This is a genomic window from Kitasatospora sp. NPDC101157 (assembly GCF_044768255.1).
Classification (GTDB): Bacteria; Actinomycetota; Actinomycetes; order Streptomycetales; family Streptomycetaceae; genus Kitasatospora.
Window position 1 is genome coordinate 444,321 of sequence record NZ_JBIWPL010000004.1, and the last position, 19,097, is coordinate 463,417.

General features: G+C 74.5%; 14 protein-coding genes, 1 tRNA gene and 1 pseudogene. 6 read left to right on the plus strand and 10 right to left on the minus strand.

Going from position 1 to position 19,097, the window contains the following annotated elements:
* The first annotated feature begins 40 nt into the window (after window positions 1–40).
* Together rpsT and ACIRVF_RS11885 are read left to right on the plus strand one after the other, a co-directional pair.
* Window positions 41–310 (plus strand): 30S ribosomal protein S20, encoded by a 270-nt coding sequence (gene rpsT, locus ACIRVF_RS11880; RefSeq protein WP_030283880.1) that lies wholly within the window; start codon window positions 41–43, stop codon window positions 308–310.
* Window positions 311–579: 269 nt separating this feature from the next.
* Entirely contained in the window at window positions 580–1,440 is an 861-nt protein-coding gene (locus ACIRVF_RS11885; protein ID WP_402816161.1) for a hypothetical protein, read from the plus strand.
* Between the two features lie 151 nt (window positions 1,441–1,591).
* On the opposite strand, the gene holA is transcribed toward ACIRVF_RS11885, so the two are convergent.
* Window positions 1,592–2,590, minus strand: a complete 999-nt coding sequence (holA, locus tag ACIRVF_RS11890) for a DNA polymerase III subunit delta (RefSeq protein WP_402816162.1) — start codon at window positions 2,588–2,590, stop codon at window positions 1,592–1,594.
* A 184-nt stretch (window positions 2,591–2,774) separates the two neighbouring features.
* Between holA and ACIRVF_RS11895 the strand changes: the two genes are divergently transcribed.
* Window positions 2,775–3,068: a hypothetical protein gene (locus tag ACIRVF_RS11895; RefSeq protein WP_402816163.1), complete on the plus strand. Its 294-nt coding sequence runs from the start codon at window positions 2,775–2,777 to the stop codon at window positions 3,066–3,068.
* Between the two features lie 84 nt (window positions 3,069–3,152).
* Here the strand turns inward: ACIRVF_RS11895 and ACIRVF_RS11900 are convergent, their stop codons facing one another.
* Complete coding sequence (locus tag ACIRVF_RS11900; protein WP_402816164.1) at window positions 3,153–4,088, minus strand: LysR family transcriptional regulator; 936 nt, start codon at window positions 4,086–4,088, stop codon at window positions 3,153–3,155.
* Window positions 4,089–4,239: 151 nt separating this feature from the next.
* Here ACIRVF_RS11900 and ACIRVF_RS11905 point away from each other — a divergent pair, with 151 nt between their 5' ends.
* The 3 genes and pseudogenes from ACIRVF_RS11905 to ACIRVF_RS11915 form a co-directional block, all read left to right on the plus strand.
* On the plus strand, window positions 4,240–5,571 hold the full coding sequence (locus tag ACIRVF_RS11905) for an MFS transporter (protein WP_402816165.1): 1,332 nt from the start codon (window positions 4,240–4,242) through the stop codon (window positions 5,569–5,571).
* Between the two features lie 81 nt (window positions 5,572–5,652).
* A complete protein-coding gene (locus ACIRVF_RS11910; protein ID WP_402816166.1) occupies window positions 5,653–6,252 on the plus strand; it encodes a cysteine hydrolase in 600 nt (199 codons plus the stop codon).
* Window positions 6,253–6,388: 136 nt separating this feature from the next.
* Window positions 6,389–6,559: pseudogene (locus tag ACIRVF_RS11915) on the plus strand (hypothetical protein); the annotation flags it as partial.
* Between the two features lie 197 nt (window positions 6,560–6,756).
* On the opposite strand, the gene ACIRVF_RS11920 reads toward ACIRVF_RS11915, so the two are convergent.
* The 8 genes from ACIRVF_RS11920 to ACIRVF_RS11955 form a co-directional block, all read right to left on the minus strand.
* Window positions 6,757–9,354, minus strand: coding sequence for a ComEC/Rec2 family competence protein (locus ACIRVF_RS11920; protein ID WP_402816167.1), 2,598 nt, complete (start codon window positions 9,352–9,354; stop codon window positions 6,757–6,759).
* 46 nt (window positions 9,355–9,400) lie between these two features.
* Window positions 9,401–10,042, minus strand: coding sequence for a helix-hairpin-helix domain-containing protein (locus ACIRVF_RS11925; RefSeq protein ID WP_402816168.1), 642 nt, complete (start codon window positions 10,040–10,042; stop codon window positions 9,401–9,403).
* A 569-nt stretch (window positions 10,043–10,611) separates the two neighbouring features.
* The gene (locus ACIRVF_RS11930; RefSeq protein ID WP_402816169.1) at window positions 10,612–11,457 is read right to left on the minus strand and encodes a DegV family protein; all 846 of its coding nucleotides are present in this window, start codon (window positions 11,455–11,457) and stop codon (window positions 10,612–10,614) included.
* Window positions 11,458–11,581: 124 nt separating this feature from the next.
* The gene (locus tag ACIRVF_RS11935; RefSeq protein WP_402816170.1) at window positions 11,582–12,406 is read right to left on the minus strand and encodes a hypothetical protein; all 825 of its coding nucleotides are present in this window, start codon (window positions 12,404–12,406) and stop codon (window positions 11,582–11,584) included.
* A gap of 362 nt (window positions 12,407–12,768) precedes the next feature.
* Entirely contained in the window at window positions 12,769–15,654 is a 2,886-nt protein-coding gene (gene leuS, locus ACIRVF_RS11940; protein WP_402816171.1) for a leucine--tRNA ligase, read from the minus strand.
* 342 nt (window positions 15,655–15,996) lie between these two features.
* Window positions 15,997–17,295, minus strand: coding sequence for a hypothetical protein (locus ACIRVF_RS11945; RefSeq protein ID WP_402816172.1), 1,299 nt, complete (start codon window positions 17,293–17,295; stop codon window positions 15,997–15,999).
* Between the two features lie 97 nt (window positions 17,296–17,392).
* Window positions 17,393–17,465, minus strand: a tRNA-Ala gene (locus ACIRVF_RS11950).
* A gap of 136 nt (window positions 17,466–17,601) precedes the next feature.
* Window positions 17,602–19,041, minus strand: coding sequence for an MFS transporter (locus tag ACIRVF_RS11955; protein ID WP_402816173.1), 1,440 nt, complete (start codon window positions 19,039–19,041; stop codon window positions 17,602–17,604).
* Window positions 19,042–19,097: the final 56 nt, after the last annotated feature.

A 19,097-nucleotide genomic window follows, 5' to 3' on the forward strand; every position in this document is an offset into this window, starting at 1 on the left:
CAGCCCGTTCAAACCTTTTAGACAAGACTGAGGCTCCTTCGTGGCGAACATCAAGTCCCAGATCAAGCGCAACAAGACCAACGAGAAGGCGCGCCTGCGCAACAAGGCCGTCAAGTCCTCGCTGAAGACCGCTCTGCGCAAGGCCCGCGAGGCCGCTGCCGCCGGTGAGACCGAGAAGGCCGCCGTGCTGGCCCGCGCCGCCTCCAAGGCGCTGGACAAGGCCGTGAGCAAGGGCGTCATCCACGCCAACCAGGCCGCCAACAAGAAGTCGGCCATCACCAAGCGCGTCAACGCGGCCGCCCAGGCCTGACGCCACCGGGGGCTCCGGCCCCCACCGCCTCCGGACGAACCGGCCCTCTACCCGGGCTCCAGAGGCGTGCCAGACTCGCACCGCACGCGGCCTGCGTTCGCCACGCGGGTGCGGTGCACAGCAGCTGTACGGCAGGCGCCGCAGCCGGTCCCTTCCCCAGGGGCCGACTGCGGCGCCTGTCGCGTTCCGCGGCCCGGCCGCTATGGTCGATCACGCGCGACCGGGGATGCGGGGGGCATTCCGGCGCCGGTCCCGAGGGGGGAACATCCATGACGACGCCACCACCGCAGCAGCCGCAGCCGCCGTCCCCGGCACCGGGCGGGCCCGGGTACGGGTTCCCGCAGCAGGCACCGGGGGCTCCGGGCTTCGGCCCGCCGGCCGGGCTGACCGCCTCGCCGGGCCCGGGCGGTCCCGCCGTCGTTCCGGGTGCCGGTGCCGGCGCCGGTGGCGGTGGCCGTGGCGGTCCCGCGGGTGGGGCTTCCGGGGGCAATCTGCGGCGCAACGCCGTCTGGGCCTTCGTCGGCGCACTGCTCGCCTCGGCCGGCTGGACCACCGCCGTCCTGGTCATCCCGGGCATGGTCGGCAGCGGCGGCGACTCCGCCCCGCGCAGCCTCGGCAGCTACCACGTCTCGGACGACTTCTGCGCCGTCGGCAAGCCCGCCCGGCTGCTGGAGAAGTACACGGTCAACACGAGCAGCACCTCGCCCAGCCACCACACCGACCGCAATCCGGCCCTGGACAGCATGAACTGCTCGATGTCCCTCAAACGGACCGGCGGCACCAGCGACAGCGAGTACGCCTCGGTCTACCTGCGCGCCGACCTGCACAAGGCGGTCAACCCCGCGCCCGAGCTCTCGGCCAACAAGGAGACCTACCGGTCGCGCGGCTACCAGATCTCGGCCGCCCCCGGGATCGGCGAGGACGCGTACTTCGTGTACAAGGACGACGGCTCGTCGGACAAGTACCGCGACATCTACGCCGAGGTGGACGTCCGCGACGGCGGGATGACCTTCTACGTCACCTACAGCGCCAGCTACACCCAGGGGAAGGCCACCCCGCCGTCCATGGACGAGCTGCGCAGCATGCTGCAGGCGGACGCCGACAACGCCGTACGGGCGATGCGCAGATAGCGCGGGGCGGGCCACAGGAGGGGGTCGGGCGTCCGGTGGGCCGGGTCGGTGGGCCAGGGGACCGTGGGCCGGGGGTCCGTGGGCCGGGCGCCAGTGGACCGGGCGTCAGTGGACCCGGGCGTCCGTGCGCCGGGGGTCGGTGGGCCCCGCGTCAGTAGGCCGGGCGGGAGCCGGCCCGGGCGGCCCTGGCGACGGCGACCACCGCGCGCTCCAGGGCGAAGGCCGGGTCGTCCGAGCCGCCCTTGACGGCGGCGTCGGCCTGGGCGATCGCGGTCAGCGCGGTCGCCACCCCGTCGCCCGTCCAGCCGCGCATCTGCTGGCGGACCCGGTCCACCTTCCACGGCGGCATGCCCAACTCGCGGGCCAGATCGGCCGGGCGCATGTTCCGCCCGGCCGTGGCCAGCCGTCCGATGCTGCGCACCCCTGAGGCCAGCGCGTAGGTGATGCCGGTCGGCGGCTGGCCGACGGCCAGCGCCCAGCGCAGCCGTTCCAGCGCCTCCGCCGCCCGTCCGGTGACCGCCAGGTCGGCCACCTCGAAGCCGGTCGCCTCGGCCCGGCCGCTGTAGTAGCGGGCCACCACCGTTTCGTCGATGGTGCCCTCGACGTCCGAGGTCAACTGGCTGCACGCGGCCGCCAGTTCGCGCAGGTCGCTGCCGAGGGCATCCAGCAGCGCCTGACAGGCCTCCTGGGTCGCGGAGCGGCCCAGGGTGCGGAACTCGCCCTTGACGAAGGCCAGTCGCTCACTCGCCTTGGTCAGCTTGGCGCAGGCCACCTCGCGCCCGCCCGCCTTGCGCCCGGCGTCCAGCAGGCCCTTGCCCTTGGCCCCGCCGGCGTGCACCAGCACCATGATCACTTCTTCGGCCGGCGCCTCGATGTACGCCTTGACCTCCTTCACCGACTCGGCGGAGAGGTCCTGGGCGGCCCGGACCACGATCACCTTGCGCTCGGCGAACAGCGAGGGCGTGGTCAGCTCGGCCAGGCTGCCGGGCTGCAGGCCGCCGGGAGGCAGGTCACGTACGTCGGTGTCCGGGTCCGCGGCCTTCGCCGCGGCCACCACCTGGGCGACCGCGCGGTCCAGCAGCAGCTCCTCCTGGCCGACCGCGAGGGTCAGCGGGGCGAGCAGGTCGTCGGGTGCACTCTTCCTGGCCATCGCCTACCAGCATCCCACGCGCCGCGGACACTCCCGCCCGGGCGGACGGCGGCCGAGGGCGGACGGCGGGCGGCGGGCGGCGGCCGAGGGGCGGGCGGGCGGCTGCCCCGGCCGGACCGCGGGCCCGGGCCGGACCAGTCGACCGCGTTGCCCGGCCGCTCCGTCCGACCTGGAGAATGGCCCGGTGACCGAGAACCACACCACCGACCTGCCGGACGTCGAGGACCCGTTCGTCCGCCAGCTGCTCGTCCTGCCCGACCGCGACGCGGCCGACGAGGCCGCCGAGGAGCTCGGCGCCGCCCACCCGGACCTCGGCGAACCGGAGATCGTCCGCGACGCCCTGGCCGGCGAGGACGACGCCGAGGACGCCCAGTGGCTGGTCGTCCTCGATCCGCCGTCCGCCGGCTGGACCCCGGCCCTGCTGCACGCCCTCGACACCCTCGTCGGCTCCTACGACGGCTGGCGCGAAGAGGCCTGACCGGCGGTCCGGTTCAGCCACGCTTCCGCCCTGCCCGTCGGCTCCGGCCCCGCTCCCGTTCCCGTTCCCGCGGCCGGCAGCTGCTCAGCGCGGGAGCACCCAGCCCGGCCGCCAGGTGCCCGGGGCGTCGAGGGCGGGCCGGGTCGCGGCGAGGTGGGCACGGAGGGCGGCCAGGGCGGGGTGGGGGTTGTCCCGGTGCCACAGCAGCGAGTGCGGGTACACGGGCGTCGGATCGGTCACCGGGATGCGGCGCAGTCCGTGGCCGGCAGGCCAGACCACACGGGTCTGCTCGCTCATGAAGGTGGCCAGCGCCGGGGTGTCGGCGACGGTGTCGAGGAGCGCGTCGGAGCCGAAGTTGGGCCCGGTCACCTCGATGCCGAGGCCGAACTCGGCGACGAGGTCGTCGTAGTAGGCCGCCCACTCGGTGCCGGGCGCGATGCCGGGCATCCAGATCCGGTGCCCGGCGAGCTGGGCGACGGTCACCGAGCGGGCGCCCGCCAGCGCGTGGGCGGGGCCGGTGAGGAGTTGGAGCGGCTCGTCGAGCACCCGGACGGACTCGATGTCCTCGGGAAGGGGCCGGCCGGGCGCGGCGACGGCACGGAAGGACGCGTCGATCGCGCCCGAGCGGATGGCGCTGACGGCCGCCTCCACGTCGAACAGCATCACCACGTCGAGGTCGATCTCGGGGCGCGCACGGTGGAAGTCGCGCATCAGGCCCGACGGCGCGACCCGCGAGGCGATCATGTCGACCCGCAGCGGCCGCCGCCCGACGCCCACGGACGCCACCGCGCGCTCGGCGGCGCGCAGCAGCTCGCGCGCGTGGGGCAGGAAGGCCTGCCCGTCGATGGTGAGCTCGGCGCCGCGCGGAGTGCGGGTGAACAGGCGGACGCCGAGGTCGCGCTCCAGGCCGGCGATGCGCTTGGAGACGGCTTGCTGGGTGATTGCCAGATCGGTGGCGGCCTTCTGGAACTGGCCCGCTTCCACGACGGCGGCGAAGGTGCGTACGGCTTCGAGGTCCACGCCGATCCACTTTAGCGAACAACGAACGGTTGTGGCGCGGCTGCAGGACGGTTGTTTGACCTGTGGTTGTGCCGCTCGGTTAGCTCTCACCGGTCAACGTGGATTTGTTCGAACGGGACGTCGAGGGAGCGCGCCGGGCATGGTGGGCAGGATGAGCAGGACCGGCGGGGACGGCGGTACGGGCAGGGCGGGCAGGGCGGGCAGGGCGGGCAGGGCGGGCAGGGCGAGCAGAGCGGGGAGGGCGGGCCGGAAACGGATCGGGCCGCAGTTCGGCTGGCTTTGGGCGGCGTACGCGGTCAGCGCGTACGGGTCCGGGCTGGGGTTCGGGGCCCTGCCGCTGGTCGCCGTCCTGGTGCTGCACGCCGGACCGGCCGAGGTGTCCGCGCTGTCCGCGGTCGGCCCCGCGGTGGGCGCGCTGATCGCCGTGCCGCTCGCACCGTGGGTGGAGTTCCGGCGCAAGCGCCCGGTGATGATCACGATGGACCTGACCCGGTTCGCCGCCATGGCCACCGTCCCGCTCGCCTACGCCCTCGGCCTGCTCAACTTCGTCCAGCTGCTGGTGGTCTCGGCCGTGGTCGCCGCGGCCAAGATCGCGTTCAACGCGGCCAGCGGCGCTTACCTCAAGGCCCTCGTCCGGCCGGACGACCTGCTGGTCGCCAACGCCCGGTTCGAATCCACCAACTGGAGCTCCATCGCGGTCGGACCGCCCCTGGGCGGGGCCGCGATCGGCCTGTTCGGTCCGGTCACCACCGTCGTGGCCGACGCCCTCAGCTATCTGCTCTCCGCCCTCGGCATCACCGCGATCCGGGGCCGGGAGGAGGCCCCGCAGCCCACCGGCAAGACCCCCGTGCGGGCGGGCGCGCTGCTCGACGGCTGGCGGCACATCCTGGGCGACCCCGGCCTTCGGCCGCTCTACCTCAACAACCTGCTCGTCAGCGGCCTGATCATGGCCACCGAGCCGCTGCTCGCCGTACTCCTGCTGCGCCAACTGCACTTCCCCGCCTGGCAGTACGGCCTCGCGTTCGCCGCTCCCTGCCTCGGCGGGCTCATCGGCTCCCGGCTCGCCCAACGCTTCGTCGCCCGCTACGGACGGCACCGGGTCTTCCGGACCGTCGGCACCCTGCGCGCCGTCTGGCTGATCGGGCTGGTCCTCGTCCGCCCCGGCGTCGTCGGCCTGGTCACCGTGATGGCCGTCGAGCTGGCGATCATCGTCAACATGAGCCTCTACAACCCGGTGCTCGCCACCTACCGGCTCGAACGGACACCCAAGCACCTGGTCGCCCGCACCCTGTCGGCCTGGTCGATCGGCCAGCAGGCGTCCATCGCCGTCTGCACCGCCCTCGGCGGGCTGCTCGCCGACGCCACCGGCCCGCGCACCGCCCTCGCCGTCGCGGGGCTGCTCATCCTGGCGACCCCGCTGCTGCTCCCGCGACGGGAACAGGTGCCGGCGCAGGAGCCGGAACCGTCCCTCAGCCACTCCTGACACCACGGCGGCGGCCGGTTGTCGGCCGCCGCCGCCCGCACCGGCCGACGCCCGTACCCCGTCCAGAAGGAGGATCCGCGCGTGAACACCGCCCCCGCGCTCGACCCCGCGCACACCGCTCTGCTCGTCCTCGACTGCCAACCCGCCGTCCTGGCCGCCCTGCCCGGGGACGGCGTCCGGGAAGCCCTGCTCGCCCGCGTCGAGCGGGCCGTCGCCGACGTCCGGGCGGCCGACGGCACCGTCGCCCACGGGCGCGTCGCCTTCACCGAGGCCGACTGGGACACCGTCCCGGACACAAACGAGTCCTTCGCCGCAGTGGCCCGTCACCGCGCCCTGCACCACGCGGACCCCGCCGCCGACTTCCACGAACGCCTGGCACCCCTCGGCGGTGACATCGTCGTCCGCAAGACCCGGTACGGGGCCATGTCCACCACCGACCTCGACCGGCAGCTGCGCGAACGCGGCATCACCGCCCTGGTCGTCGCCGGGATCAGCACCAGCGGCGCCGTCCTGTCCACCGTCCTCGACGCGGCCGACCGCGACTACCGGCTCCACGTCCTCGCCGACGCCGTCGCCGACCCCGATCCCGAGCTCCACGACCTCCTGCTCCGCCGGGTCCTCCCCACCCGGGCGCACCTCGTCGACACCGCCGGGCTGCCCGACCTGCTCCGGGCCGGCTGACCGCTCCGGGCCGACTGACCGCCCGACGTCCGCCTCCGCACCCCACCGGGGTGGATCGGCGGTGTGTCCCCCGCGAGGGCCCCACCGAGTGAGCGGCGGGGCCCTCGCCGTGTCCGTGCCCTGGAGGCACGCGGCCATGATCCTTCCCGGCGCGCCGGGCCAGGAGATCGGCAGCCTCGTCGCCAGCCCGTACGGCGGCTTCGTGATCCCGGGCTCGACGTTCGGCAACTTCCACATCGTCGTCAGCCAGTGGTACGACCCGAAGAACTACCGGATCATGCAGTACCGGATCAACATGCTGTCCTGAGGCACCGCGCCCGGCGGCTCACCACCGGGCGCGGTGGCCCGGGGTGGTTCGGGCGCTTCCCGGCGGCGCGCTCCGGGCCTGCCCGGCGGCGCGCCGCAATCCTTTTCCCCGGGCCCCCGCCCCCGCCCCCTCCCTCCACCTCCCCCACCCCTACCCCCTGCCCACCCCACGCCGTGGAGGGAAGAGGAGAGCGGGGGTCACAGGGGCGGGGCGCGGGGCCTGCGGGTGGAGTGGCCGGAGCCGGAGTGGCCGGCGCGGGCACCGTGGTCGGGCTGGGGGTGCACGGCGACGGCGAGGGTGGCCGGGGAGTCGCCGGTCACGGCGATGTCCCCCGCCCGGTCGGTGCGCAGGACGGTGGCGCCCAACGCACGCAGCCGGTCGACCGTCCGGGGCGACGGATGCCCGTACGCGTTGCCCTCACCGCAGGAGATCAGGGCGAGCCGCGGCCGTAGCGCACCGGTCAGGTCCCAGTCCTGATGGGCCGAGCCGTGGTGGGCCACCTTCAGTACGTCGACCCGGCCGATCCGGCCCAACAGGGCCGACTGCGCGGGCGGTTCGAGATCTCCGAGCAGGGCCATCCGCAAACCTCCGCCCAACGTCACCAGCAGGGCCACACTCGCGTTGTTCGCGCCCGGCGCCTCGACGGCCGCCCCCGGATCGGGCCACACCACGTCCCAGGACAACTCCTTACCGGCCGACCGCCGTTCACCGCGGCCCGCACGCGCCAGCGGCACACCGGCCCCGGCCGCCCAAGCCGTCACCCGGGCCGCCTCGCCCGGCGGGTCGTCCAGCGCCGTGCCCTCGACCGAACCCACCCGACGACCGCGCAACACTCCTGGCACGCCCTCGACATGGTCCGCATGGAAGTGCGTCAGCAGCAGCAGCGGGACCGTGGTGATGCCGAGTTCGCGCAGGCACCGGTCGGCCGCTTCGGGATCAGGCCCGGTGTCGATCACCACCGCGCTGTCCGGCGCACCGGCCGCAAGGGCCAACATGTCTCCCTGGCCGACGTCGCACATCGCCAGCCGCCACCCCGGCGGCGGCCAGCCCGTGGCGATCCGGGCCAGCTGCGGCGGGCGCAGCAGTACGGCCAGCAGCACCACCAGCAGGGCGCCCGTCACCAGGGCCCGGGCCCAGCGGCGCCGGGGCCTGGCGTGCCGGCCGCTCTCCGCCCGCCGGGGCAGCAGCAGGGGTGCCACCCAGCAGGCGGCCAGGGTTGCCAGGGCAACCGTCACCACCCCGAACCAGCCGCCGGGCCAGGACAGTTGGCCGCCGGGCAGTTCCGCCCCGCGCCGTCCGACGAAGGCCAGCCAGCCGGCCGGCACCCCGGCCGGTCCGGCCAGCAGCCGCGCCAGGGACGGGAAGAACGGCTGCAGTACGAGCACCCCGAAGCCGAGCAGCGTCGCCGGGGCGACCGCCAGTTCGGCCAGCAGGTTGCACGGGACCGCGACCAGGCTGATGTGCCCGGACAGCACCACCGTCACCGGGGCGCAGAGCGCCTGCGCGGCCGCCGTCGCCGCCAGCGCGCCCGCCAGGTGGTGCGGCCAGCGCCGGGCGCGCAGGGACTCGGCCCAGTGCGGCCCGAGGACGAGCAGTCCGGCGGTGGCGAGTACGGAGAGCAGGAAGCCGAAGGAGCGGGCCAGGAACGGGTCCAGCAGGACGAGGACCAGTACGGCCCCGGCGAGCGCCGGTACGGCCTGACGGGGGCGGCCGGTGGCCAGGGCCAGCATGCCGATCAGTCCCGTCCCCGCCGCTCGCAGCACGCTGGGCTCGGGCCGGCAGACGGTCACGAAGGCCAGCGTCAGTCCCGCGCCGAGCAGGGCGCTGGTGCGCAGGGACAGCCCCAACAGCGCTGCCAGTCCGCGCCGTTCGGGGGTACCGGCCTGGCCCGGGGAGCCCAGCAGCACGCCGAGGACGATCGCCAGGTTGGCCCCGCTGACCGCCACCAGGTGCACCAGGTCGGTGGCCCGGAAGGCGTCCACCAGGTCGTCGGGCAGCCGAGAGGTGTCGCCGACGACCAGCCCGGGGAGCAGCCCCCGCGCGTCCGGCGGGAGCCCGTCGCTGGCTGTGCGCAGGCCCTCGCGCAGTCGGCCGGCGATCCGCTGCGGCAGGCTCGGCGGTGCGAGCTGCCGGGGCGGCCCGTGGACGACCAGCAGCGCCGCGGCCTCGGTGTCGTGGCCCTCCCCCGCCGGACGCACCTCGGCCTCGACGGCCAGCCGCTCCGACGGGAGCAGTCGCAGCCACGGCTCGCTCTCCGGCCCGCGGACCATCACGGTCACCGGGGTGCGGGTCCGGGTCGACCGTCCGTCCGGGAGGAGGGTGGCCCGGTCGGCCACGGCCTCGACGGTGAGCAGGGTCTGCCCGCCGGTGGTGCCGCCCCGGGCGGTGTGGACCTTCGGGTCCCCCGTGACGGTCAGCTCCGCCTCCACCACCTGGGCAGGCGTACCCGGGGAGCGGGGCAGCGCGTGCTCGGCAGCGCGGGCCAGTTCCGGCAGGAGTCCCCGGTGCAGGTCTGCGGTGTGCAGCGGGGTCGCGATCGCGGCCGCGGCACCGGTGAGCAGGACGGCCGCCAGCGCCACCGCGGCCCCGCGCCGGCGCAGCAGGCCCGGCCGGATGAGCAGCGGCACGGCCGCGAGCACCGCCCCGCCCGCCAGCGAGAAGATCAGCGCCTCCGACCCCGGCTCGATGGGCAGGAGCACCGCCGTGACCAGCCAGGCCGAGACAGCGGGCAGTAGCAGTCGGAAGTCGGCACCCGGGGAGCGGGTGCTGGGGACCGGCGCGGTGGCGGCGGACATGGCGGTACCTCCCTCCGGAGGTCGGCAGGTGGAAGCAGAACGGCTGTCAGAGCGTGAGGAGCGGGCGGAGTTCCGCGAACGTACGGGCGCCGATGCCGCTGACCTGACGGAGCTGCTCGATCGAGCGGAACGAGCCGTGCGAGGCTCGGTAGGCCAGGATGCGCTGGGCGAGGGTCGGGCCGACGCCGGGCAGGGCGTCGAGTTGTTCGAGGGTGGCGCGGTTGAGGCTGACGGGTGCTCGGGGCGCTCCGGCCGCGGGAAGTCCGCCGCCTCCGGGGACCTGGACGGGGACCGGGGCCTGTGCCGGCTCGCCGACCAGGATCTGTTCACCGTCGGTCAGGACGCGGGCCAGGTTGAGGCCGTGGGTGTCCGTCTCCGGCAGCGGACCGCCCGCCGCCTTCAGGGCGTCGGCCACCCGCGAGCCGCCGGGCAGGGTGTGCAGGCCCGGTAGGTGGACCCGGCCGCCGATGTCGACGACGACGGCGGGCCCGGCGCCCGGCCCCGAGGGGCCTTCGGCGGGTGGACCGGCCCCGCTGCCGGGTGGGGCGCCGGCGGCGGACGGACCGGACTCCGGCGGTGCGGAGGTCGCCACCAGCGCCGGGACGGCCACCGCTTCCGGCCTTGCCAGCCAGAAGTGCTGGACGGCGTAGCCCACCGCGAAGAGCAGCAGGATGGTCAGGCCGGCCACCGCGCGCCGGTCGAGCGCCAGAAGCGAGGCGAACCGCAGCCGCGCGCCGGCATCGGGAGGATCGGGTAGGTCGGCTGCCCCTGGCGGCAGGGGCGCCGGCTTCCCCACTGCTCCGGCGGCCGCCGAGGGCGGCGCAGGCGTAGAGGGCACAGCAGACGCAGGGGAAACGCCAGGCTCAGGGCGAACGGCAGGCGCAGGAGGAACGCCGGACTCAGGGGGAACGGCAGGCGCGGCAGCGCCCACCGGCTCGTCGTCCGTCGGCAGCAGCGCCGCCATCCGCAGACGCACCGTCTCGTTGATCGCTTGGCGCTTAGCCGCGCCCAGGCCCATGGTCGTCATGGCGAGGACGCTAGGAGCCGTCCGGCGAGCGCGCAGAAATTACCGAAAGCCTGTGGAAAACCCGGGGGTTGTGGATAAAAACAGTCACTCACACGAGTGGTCGCCCCATGCCCAAGTTGACCGTCCCGGGCCAGGAGAGACACCTCACCGCACGCCCCACCCCATCAGCCCCGACCGCCCCCACCCCCGTCCCGTGTCCCCGTCCCTTCCCCGTCCCGCCCCGCCCCGCCTCAGCGCGGCGCGACCACCACCGCGAGCAGCCCCGGTCCGACGTGCGCGCCGATCACCGCCCCGACCTCACCCACGTACAGGTCCCGCAGCCCCGGCACCCGAGCCCGCAGCCGCTCCGCGAGCGGTTCGGCCCGCTCCTCGGCCGCCAGGTGGTGGACGGTGATGTCCACCTCGCCCTCCCCTGAGCACTCGACCGCGATCTCCTCCAGCCGCGCGATCGCCCGCGACGCCGTCCGCACCTTCTCCAGCGGTTCGATCCGGCCGCCGTCCAGGTGCAGCAGCGGCTTGACCGCCAGCGCCGACCCGAGCAGCGCCCGCGCCGCCCCGATCCGCCCGCCACGGCGCAGGTGCTCCAGGGTGTCCACGTAGAAGAAGCCGCTGGTCCCGGCCGCCCGCCGGGTGGCCGCCTCGGCCACCGCCGCCAGGTCCCGGCCGGCCGCGATCGCCTCGGCCGCCGCCAGCACCCCGTACCCGAGGGCCATGCCGACCAGCCGGCTGTCCACCACCCGCACCGGCACGGGCGCCTCGGCCGCCGCCAGCCGGGCGGCCTCGACCGTGCCGGACAGCTCGCCCGAGATGTGCACCGAGACGATCCCCTTCGCCCCCGCCTCGGCGGCCGCCCGGTAGGTGGCGGCGAAGGCCTCCGGGTTGGGCCGGGAGGTGGTCACCCGCTGTTTGGCGCGCAGCGCCTCGGCGACGTCCTTCGGGGAGATCTCGACGCCCTCGCAGAGGACCGAGTCACCGACCGCGACGCTGAGCGGGACCACCGTGATCCCGTGCCGGTCGAGGGACTGCTGCGGCAGATAGGCCGTGGAATCGGTGACAAGTGCGAGGTCGGAGGGCATGAGGCGGAGGTTACTCCCCGTTCGTCCGGGAAGACAGCGTCCGTCCCATTGCTCCGCCCGAGGCCCCTGCGCGTCCGGGCGAAGCCCCGCCGCTCCCGGGAACGGCACCGCCCCGGACCGACACTCAGCCCGCCGAAGGCCCGGCCGAAGTCCCCGCCGAAGGCCCCGCCGACGGCTTCCGCAGCCGCTGCGCCAGCTTCGTCAACGGGTCGGCCAGCCCGAGCAGGTCCTCCGCACTCGGCCGGCCCTTCCCGTCCGTCAGCCCGGCCCGGGCCGCCCCGCCACCGGCCGCACCAGCCACACCGGACGAACCAGCCGTACCGGACGAACCGGCCGCACCACCCGCAGCGCCCCCGGAAGCGGCACCCGCGCCCGAAGCGGACCCCGCAGCAGCCCCGGTGACCCAGTGCCGCAGCGCCCCCGCCTCACTCTCGCACTCCTGGCTCAGCCGGCTCAGCTCGTCGTCCGCGAACCGGTGCGCCCGGTCCTGCGCCGCCCACCGCATGGTCTCCGCCGCGTGGGTGATCCGCTCAGCCCGCTCCCGCAGTTCCGGCAGCTTGGCCGCGATCCGCGCGGTGTCCGGTTCGCGCTCCAGGACCCGCAGTTCGCCGTCCAGCTCGGCCGCGTGCGCGTCGAGCCTGGTCAGCAGCGCGAGGGACTCGCCGAGCTGACCGTCCTGCGCCAGTCCGTACTCCAGCACCTGCCGGGTGCCGTCCAGCGAGGTCCGCAGCTTGAGCCGGATGCCGGCGATCTTGGCCGGCGGGCCGACCTTGGTGTACGTCTTCGCCTTGAGGGTGGCGGTCTCGACGGCGCGCCGGGCGTTGGCCTCGTGCTTCTCGACCTTCGCGGCGACGGCCTTGGCGGCCTTGACCGTACCGACCACCGCCAGTACGAGGGCCGCGATCCCGAGGAGCAGGACCAAGCCGATCATCACGCCGAACACGTCCATCGCGCGCCACCTTCCGCCACCGTTCCGGCCCCCAACGGGCCCAACGCGGGCCGCAATGCCGAGAATTCCACGGTAGCCGCCGCACCGGGGCCGATGCGGTCCGAACGAGGCCGGCGAAGGGAGATCAGGGACAGATCGGGGATCTCCCCGAGGGCCCGAACCCCGCCCACCCCGACCCCGCTCACCCACCTCACCCCCGCCCGCCCCGCCCCACCCCCCGACCCCACCGCCCGGAGAAGCACCGGACGCCCGGAGGAACGCGCACCCCCACCGCCCGGAAAAGCACCGGGCGGGTGCCCCGAAGGACACCCGCCCGGTCGATCACGTGCTGACCGAGCCACGGACCACGATCAGCCCCGATCTCACCCGGTCACGATGTTGACCAGCTTCGGCGCCCGCGCGATCACCTTCCGCACCGCCGCGTCACCGATCGCCGCGACCACCGCCGGGTCCGCCAGCGCCAGCGCCTCCAGCTCCGCGTCCGTGATGCCGGGCGCGACCTCCAGCCGCGCCTTGACCTTGCCCTTGATCTGCACCACGCAGGTCACCGTCTCGTCGACCACGTACGCCGGGTCGGCGACCGGGTAGTCGGCGTGCGCCAGCGACTCGCCGTGGCCCAGTCGGCGCCACAGCTCCTCGGCGATGTGCGGGGCCAGCGGCGCGACCATCAGCACCAGCTGCTCGGCCACCGCCCGCGGCGTGGAGCCGCGCTTGACCAGGAAGTTGTTCAGCTCGATCGCCTTGGCGACGGCCGTGTTGAACCGCAGCCCGGCCATGTCGCCGCGGATGCCGTCGATGGCCTTGTGCAGGGCGCGCAGGGTCGCCTCGTCCGGCTCCTCCTCCGTGACGACCAGCTCGCCGGTGCTCTCCGACACGACGTTGCGCCACAGCCGCTGCAGGAAGCGGTACGAGCCGACGACGGCCCGGGTGTCCCACGGACGGGAGACGTCCAGCGGGCCCATCGACATCTCGTACAGGCGCAGCGTGTCCGCACCGTACTCGTCGGCGATGTCGTCCGGGGCTACGGCGTTCTTCAGGGACTTGCCCATCTTCCCGGCCTCGCGCTTGACCGGCTCGCCCTGCCAGAAGTACTTGCCGTCGCGCTCCTCGACCTCCGCGGCGGGCACCGGGAAGCCGCGCTCGTCGCGGTAGACGTCCGCGGTGATCATGCCCTGGTTGAACAGCTTGTGGAACGGCTCGACCGAGGAGACGTGGCCCAGGTCGTGCAGCACCTTGTGCCAGAAGCGCGCGTACAGCAGGTGCAGCACGGCGTGCTCGGCACCGCCGACGTACAGGTCGGCGCCGCCGCCCGGCTTGGTCTCGGTCGGGCCCAGCCAGTAGCCCTCGTTGGCCGGGTCCACCACGGCCTCGGTGTTCGTCGGGTCGACGTAGCGCAGGTCGTACCAGCACGAACCCGCCCAGTTGGGCATGGTGTTGGTCTCGCGGCGGTACCGCTTGACGCCGTCGCCCAGGTCCAGCTCGACGTTGACCCAGTCCTCGTTGCGCGACAGCGGGGTCTCCGGCGAGGAGGCGGAGTCGTACGCGTCGTAGGTGCGCGGCGAGTAGTCGTCGACCTCGGGGACCTCGACCGGCAGCATCGACTCGGGCAGCGCGTGCATCACGCCGTCCTCGTCGTAGACGATCGGGAAGGGCTCGCCCCAGTACCGCTGGCGGCTGAACAGCCAGTCGCGCAGGCGGTAGTTGACGGTGCCCTCACCGATGCCGCGCTCGGCCAGCCAGGCGGTGACGCGGGCCTTGGCGTCGACGACGCTCAGCCCGTCCAGGGACAGGTCGCCCTGCTCCCGGGCCGAGTTGACGATGACGGAGTCGTAGGTGTCGAAGGCGTCGTCCCACGCCGCCGGGTCCGAGCCGCGCCCGTCGGTCGGCTCGACGACGCAGCGCATCGGCAGCCCGAAGGCGCGGGCGAAGGCGAAGTCGCGGTGGTCGTGGGCGGGGACGGCCATGATGGCGCCGGTGCCGTAGCCCATCAGCACGTAGTCGGCGATGAACACCGGGACGGACTCGCCGCTGACCGGGTTGGCGGCGTAGGCGCCGGTGAAGACGCCGGTCTTGACCTTGGCCTCGACCTGGCGCTCGACGTCCGACTTGGCGGCGGCCGCGGCGCGGTAGCCGGCGACGGCCTCGGCCGGGGTGGCGGCCCCGCCGGTCCACTCCGCGGGCACGCCCTCCGGCCAGGCGGCGGGAACGATCGAGTCGACCAGGCCGTGCTCGGGCGCCAGCACCATGTAGGTGGCACCGAACAGGGTGTCGGGCCGGGTGGTGAAGACGGTGATCTTCCCGCCGTCGACGGCGAAGTCCACCCGGGCGCCCTCGGAGCGCCCGATCCAGTTGCGCTGCTGCAGCTTGATGGCCTCGGGCCAGTCCAGCAGGTCCAGGTCGGAGATCAGACGGTCCGAGTACGCGGTGATGCGCATCATCCACTGGCGCAGGTTGGACTTGAACACCGGGAAGTTGCCGCGCTCGGAGCGGCCGTCCGCGGTGACCTCCTCGTTGGCCAGCACGGTGCCCAGGCCCGGGCACCAGTTGACCGGCACCTCCTTGGCGTACGCCAGGCGGTACTCGCCCAGCACCTCGTCGCGCTCGGCGGCGGACAGCGCGGCCCAGGCGCGGCCGCCCGGTACCTCGCGCGTGCCGGCCTCGAACTGGGCGACCAGCTCGGCGATCGGACGGGCCTTGCCGGCCGCCTCGTCGTACCAGGAGTTGAAGATCTGCAGGAAGATCCACTGCGTCCAGCGGTAGTACTCCGGGTCGATCGTGGAGATCGAGCGGCGCGGGTCGTGGCCCAGGCCCAGCCGGCGCAGCTGCTGGCGCATGTTGGCGATGTTGGCCTCGGTGGAGACCCGCGGGTGGGTGCCGGTCTGCACCGCGTACTGCTCGGCGGGCAGGCCGAAGGCGTCGTAGCCCAGCGTGTGCAGCACGTTGTGGCCGGTCATCCGCTGGTAGCGGGCGAACACGTCGGTGGCGATGTAACCCAGCGGGTGGCCGACGTGCAGGCCCGCGCCCGAGGGGTACGGGAACATGTCCATGATGAAGCTGTGCGGCTTCGCGGCGACGTCACCGGCGGACGGGTCGGCCAGCTCACCGGTGGGGTTGGGGGCGTGGAAGGTGCCCTCCTTCTCCCAGATGTCCTGCCAGCGGGACTCGATCTCCGCCGCCAGCGCGGCGCTGTACCGGAACGGCTCGGTCGCGGTCTCGGCCGCGCCGGACGCAGGGGTCGTCTCGCTCATGGTCCTTCAAGCTCCATCGGTGTCAGTTGGCGAACCGCGACGCGGCCGGCCGTGGACCCGTCCCACGACGCGGGCGGGGGCGGAAAACAAAAAATCCCCTCGCAGGAGGGGACGCCACGCCGACTCCGGCACCGCCCGAGGGCGCAGCCGGTCCTGGTCAGCGCGGCCGGCTAAGGAGCAGGCGCACGGTTCGCATGGGCTCAGGGTACCGCAAGCAGCTCAGGGGGCTCCTGACCGTTCCACCCCGCCCCCGCCACGGGCACCCCGCCCGGCCCGGGAACCGGATCCCGGGGCGCGCCCGCCTCACCACGCCGCCTCACAACGCCGCCTCAGCACGCCGCCTCACCGCGCCGCCGCCGCCCGCCCCGCCGCCTCGAAGTCCCGCAGCGCCCTGGCCAGCCGCTCCGACTGCATCCCCGCCGCCAGCGCCCGCGCCAGCCCCACCGTCCGGGCGGCCTCCCGCTGGTCGCCGAGGTGCCGGTGGGCCTCGGCGAGGCGGACCATCAGCATCGCCTTGGCCCGGGCCCGCCCCGGTCCGAGCCCCGCGACGGCCTCGGCGAGCAGCCCCTTGGCCATTCGGTGCCGCCCGAGCGCGAGCCGCCCCTCCCCCACCATTCCGGCCAGGTCGGCCCGGGCCTCCTCCGTGCCGGGGACGCCGTCGAGTTCGGCGAAGGCCCGGGCGGCGGCCTCCTCCGCCTGTTCGGCCTCGCCCCACCGGCCGTGGGCGCGGGCGATCCGGCCGAGCTGGCGGGCCCGGCCGGCGGGGCTGAGCGCGGGGCCGTGGGCGTCCAGGGCGGTGCGCAGCGCGGTGACGGCGTCCAGGCCGCGTCCGCCGGCGCCCTGGGTGGCGAGCACCACCAGCGCGCCGAGCCCGGCGACGCCGAGCCGGGGGTCGCCGCTGACGTGGGCGGCGCGCAGCGCGGCGACGAAGGCCCGCTGGGCGGCCGCGTCGTGGCCGAGGTCGTACGCGGCCCAGCCGGCCAGGCGGGCGAGCCTGCTGGCGGTGCCGTACAGCTCGCGGCCGAGCCGTTCGTCGTACGCGCCGAGCTCCAACAGCTTGGCCAGCATGGCGAGTTCGGCCCGGGTGGGGCCGAGGACGAGGCCGCCGCCGCAGGAGCGTTCGAGGCGCTGCTTGCTCCGGTAGGACAGGCCGAGTTCGCCGGCCAGCGAGGGGTCGACGCGCAGCGCGCCCTCTCCCCCGCCGACCGGTGGCGGCGGCGAGGAGAGCCGTTCGGCGGCGTGGTCGAGATCGGCGCTGCGGAACAGGTCGGTGAGGCGGACCGGTCCGGCGTCGGTGGCGGCCTCGCGCAGCGCGGTCTGGGCGGTGTCGGCGGTCCACGGGTCGGTGAGCAGCCGGGGCGAGAGGATCTTGGCGCCGCGGTGGCCGCCCATCCGGCCCCAGAGCTGTTCGTAGGTGACGGCCATGCCGAGGGTGCGGCTGAGCACCTCGCAGACGGTCTGGTCGTGCGGGCTGCGCGGCACCATGCCGCGGTCGCGCCACTTGTACGGGGCGGTGGAGCTGATCGCCAGGCCGGGCGGCAGGGCGAGGCTCACCTCACGGGCGAGTCGTTCCGGACTCCAGCCGAGCTGGTGCAGTATGCGGGCCAGCTCCTCGTTCCGCCTTCGCTGCAGATCGGCCATGGCACGACGGTAGCGTTCTTTGCGGCCCGCCCGCCGATGGCATGCACACAACGGCGAAGAGCCGCCCCCCGAATCGGGAGGCGGCTCTCAACCACTGTGGAGCTATGGGGAATTGAACCCCAGACCTCTTGCATGCCATGCAAGCGCTCTACCAACTGAGCTATAGCCCCTTGACCTGCGATGTCACCGGGTTTCCCGTCGTTTCCGTCCGGTTTCCCTCGGCGACATCGACTACTTTACACGGTCCGGGGCGTGCTCCTGAAATCCGTTTCCCGAGGCCACCGGGCAGCCCGGGGACGACCCCCGTCAGCGCACCACCCGCCGGCTGCGCTCGGCGAACCCCGCCCCGACGAGCACCACCGCCGCGTTCACCGCCAGGGTGACCAGCAGCGCGCGCCCCGAGTCGGCGGCCGGTGCCGGCAGGTCGACCTGCCCGAGGAACACCGAGCCCACCACCGCGACCCCGACCACCTGCCCGAGCTGGAGGACGGTCACCGTCACCCCGCTGGCATCGACCGCGTCCTCGGGCGCCACCCCCGCGAGCGCCCGGGCGAACAGCGGCGCGTACGCGAAGCCCGCGACCAGGCCGAGTGCGGCCGTCTCGGCCAGCACCACCGCCCCGATCCCGGCGCCGCCGCCGAGCAGCACCCCCAGCAGCAGGTAGCCACCCCCGAGCAGTACCCCGGCGACCGACGGCAGCACGCCGTGCAGCCGGGCCGGCAGCCGGTGCCAGCGCAGGCCGGCCAGGCCGAAGCCGATCGCCACGGGCGCCGAGCAGAACCCGGCCCGCAGCGCGCTGTGGCCGAGGGCCGCCTGCTGGTGCAGGGCGAAGGCGAACATGAAGCCCGCGTAGGCCGCCATGATCGTGAACAGTCCGGCCGCCGCCGGGCGCAGCCCTGGCGTACGCAGCACCCGCCCGGAGATCAGCGGTTGCCCGCCGCGCCGGGCGACACCGCGCTCGACCACGACGAACAGTCCGAACAGCAGAACGCCGGCCGCGATCATCACCCAGCCCCAGAGCGGCCAGCCGAGCTCGTGGCCGAGCACCAGCGGCACCACCAGCAGGCCGAGCGCCGCGGCCAGCACCACCAGGCCGGGGACGTCGAAGCCGCGCGAGGCGTCGCCGGGCAGCTTCGGCAGCAGCCGGGCGCCCGCCGCCAGCAGCACCAGCCCGATCGGCACGTTGACCAGGAACACCGGCCGCCACCCGGTGCCGAACAGGTCGGCGCTGACCAGCACCCCGCCGAGCACCTGCCCGAACGCGACGCCGACGGCCAGCACCGCCGAGTAGAGGCCGATCGCCCGGGCACGGGCGGCGCCGGTGAAGGTGCGCTGCAGCAGGCTCGTCACCTGCGGCACCATCAGTGCCGCGCCCGCGCCCTGGAGCAGCCGGAAGGCGATCAGCCAGCCGGTGGTCGGGGCGAGGCCGCAGGCCAGCGAGGTGGCGGTGAAGCCGGCCAGGCCGAGCTGGAACAGCCGGCTGAAGCCGTAGCGGGCGCCGAGCCGGGCGCCGGTGATCAGCAGCACGGCGTAGGAGATGGTGTAGCCGGCGATCACGAGTTGCAGGGCAGCGCCCGAGGCGCCCAGGTCGGTGCGGACGGCGGGCGCCGCGACGTTCACGATGGAGCCGTCGAGCACGGCCATGAACTGCCCGCACAGGACGAGCGCGAGGAGCAGCCCGGGCCGTACGGCCGGGGCCCCGGTGGTGCTTCCGGCCGCGCCGGGCCGGATCTGGAGGTCCGTCATGGCAGCAGCCTGGGGCCGGGCCGGTACTGGTGGTTAGAGCCTGCCGATCCTGGTAC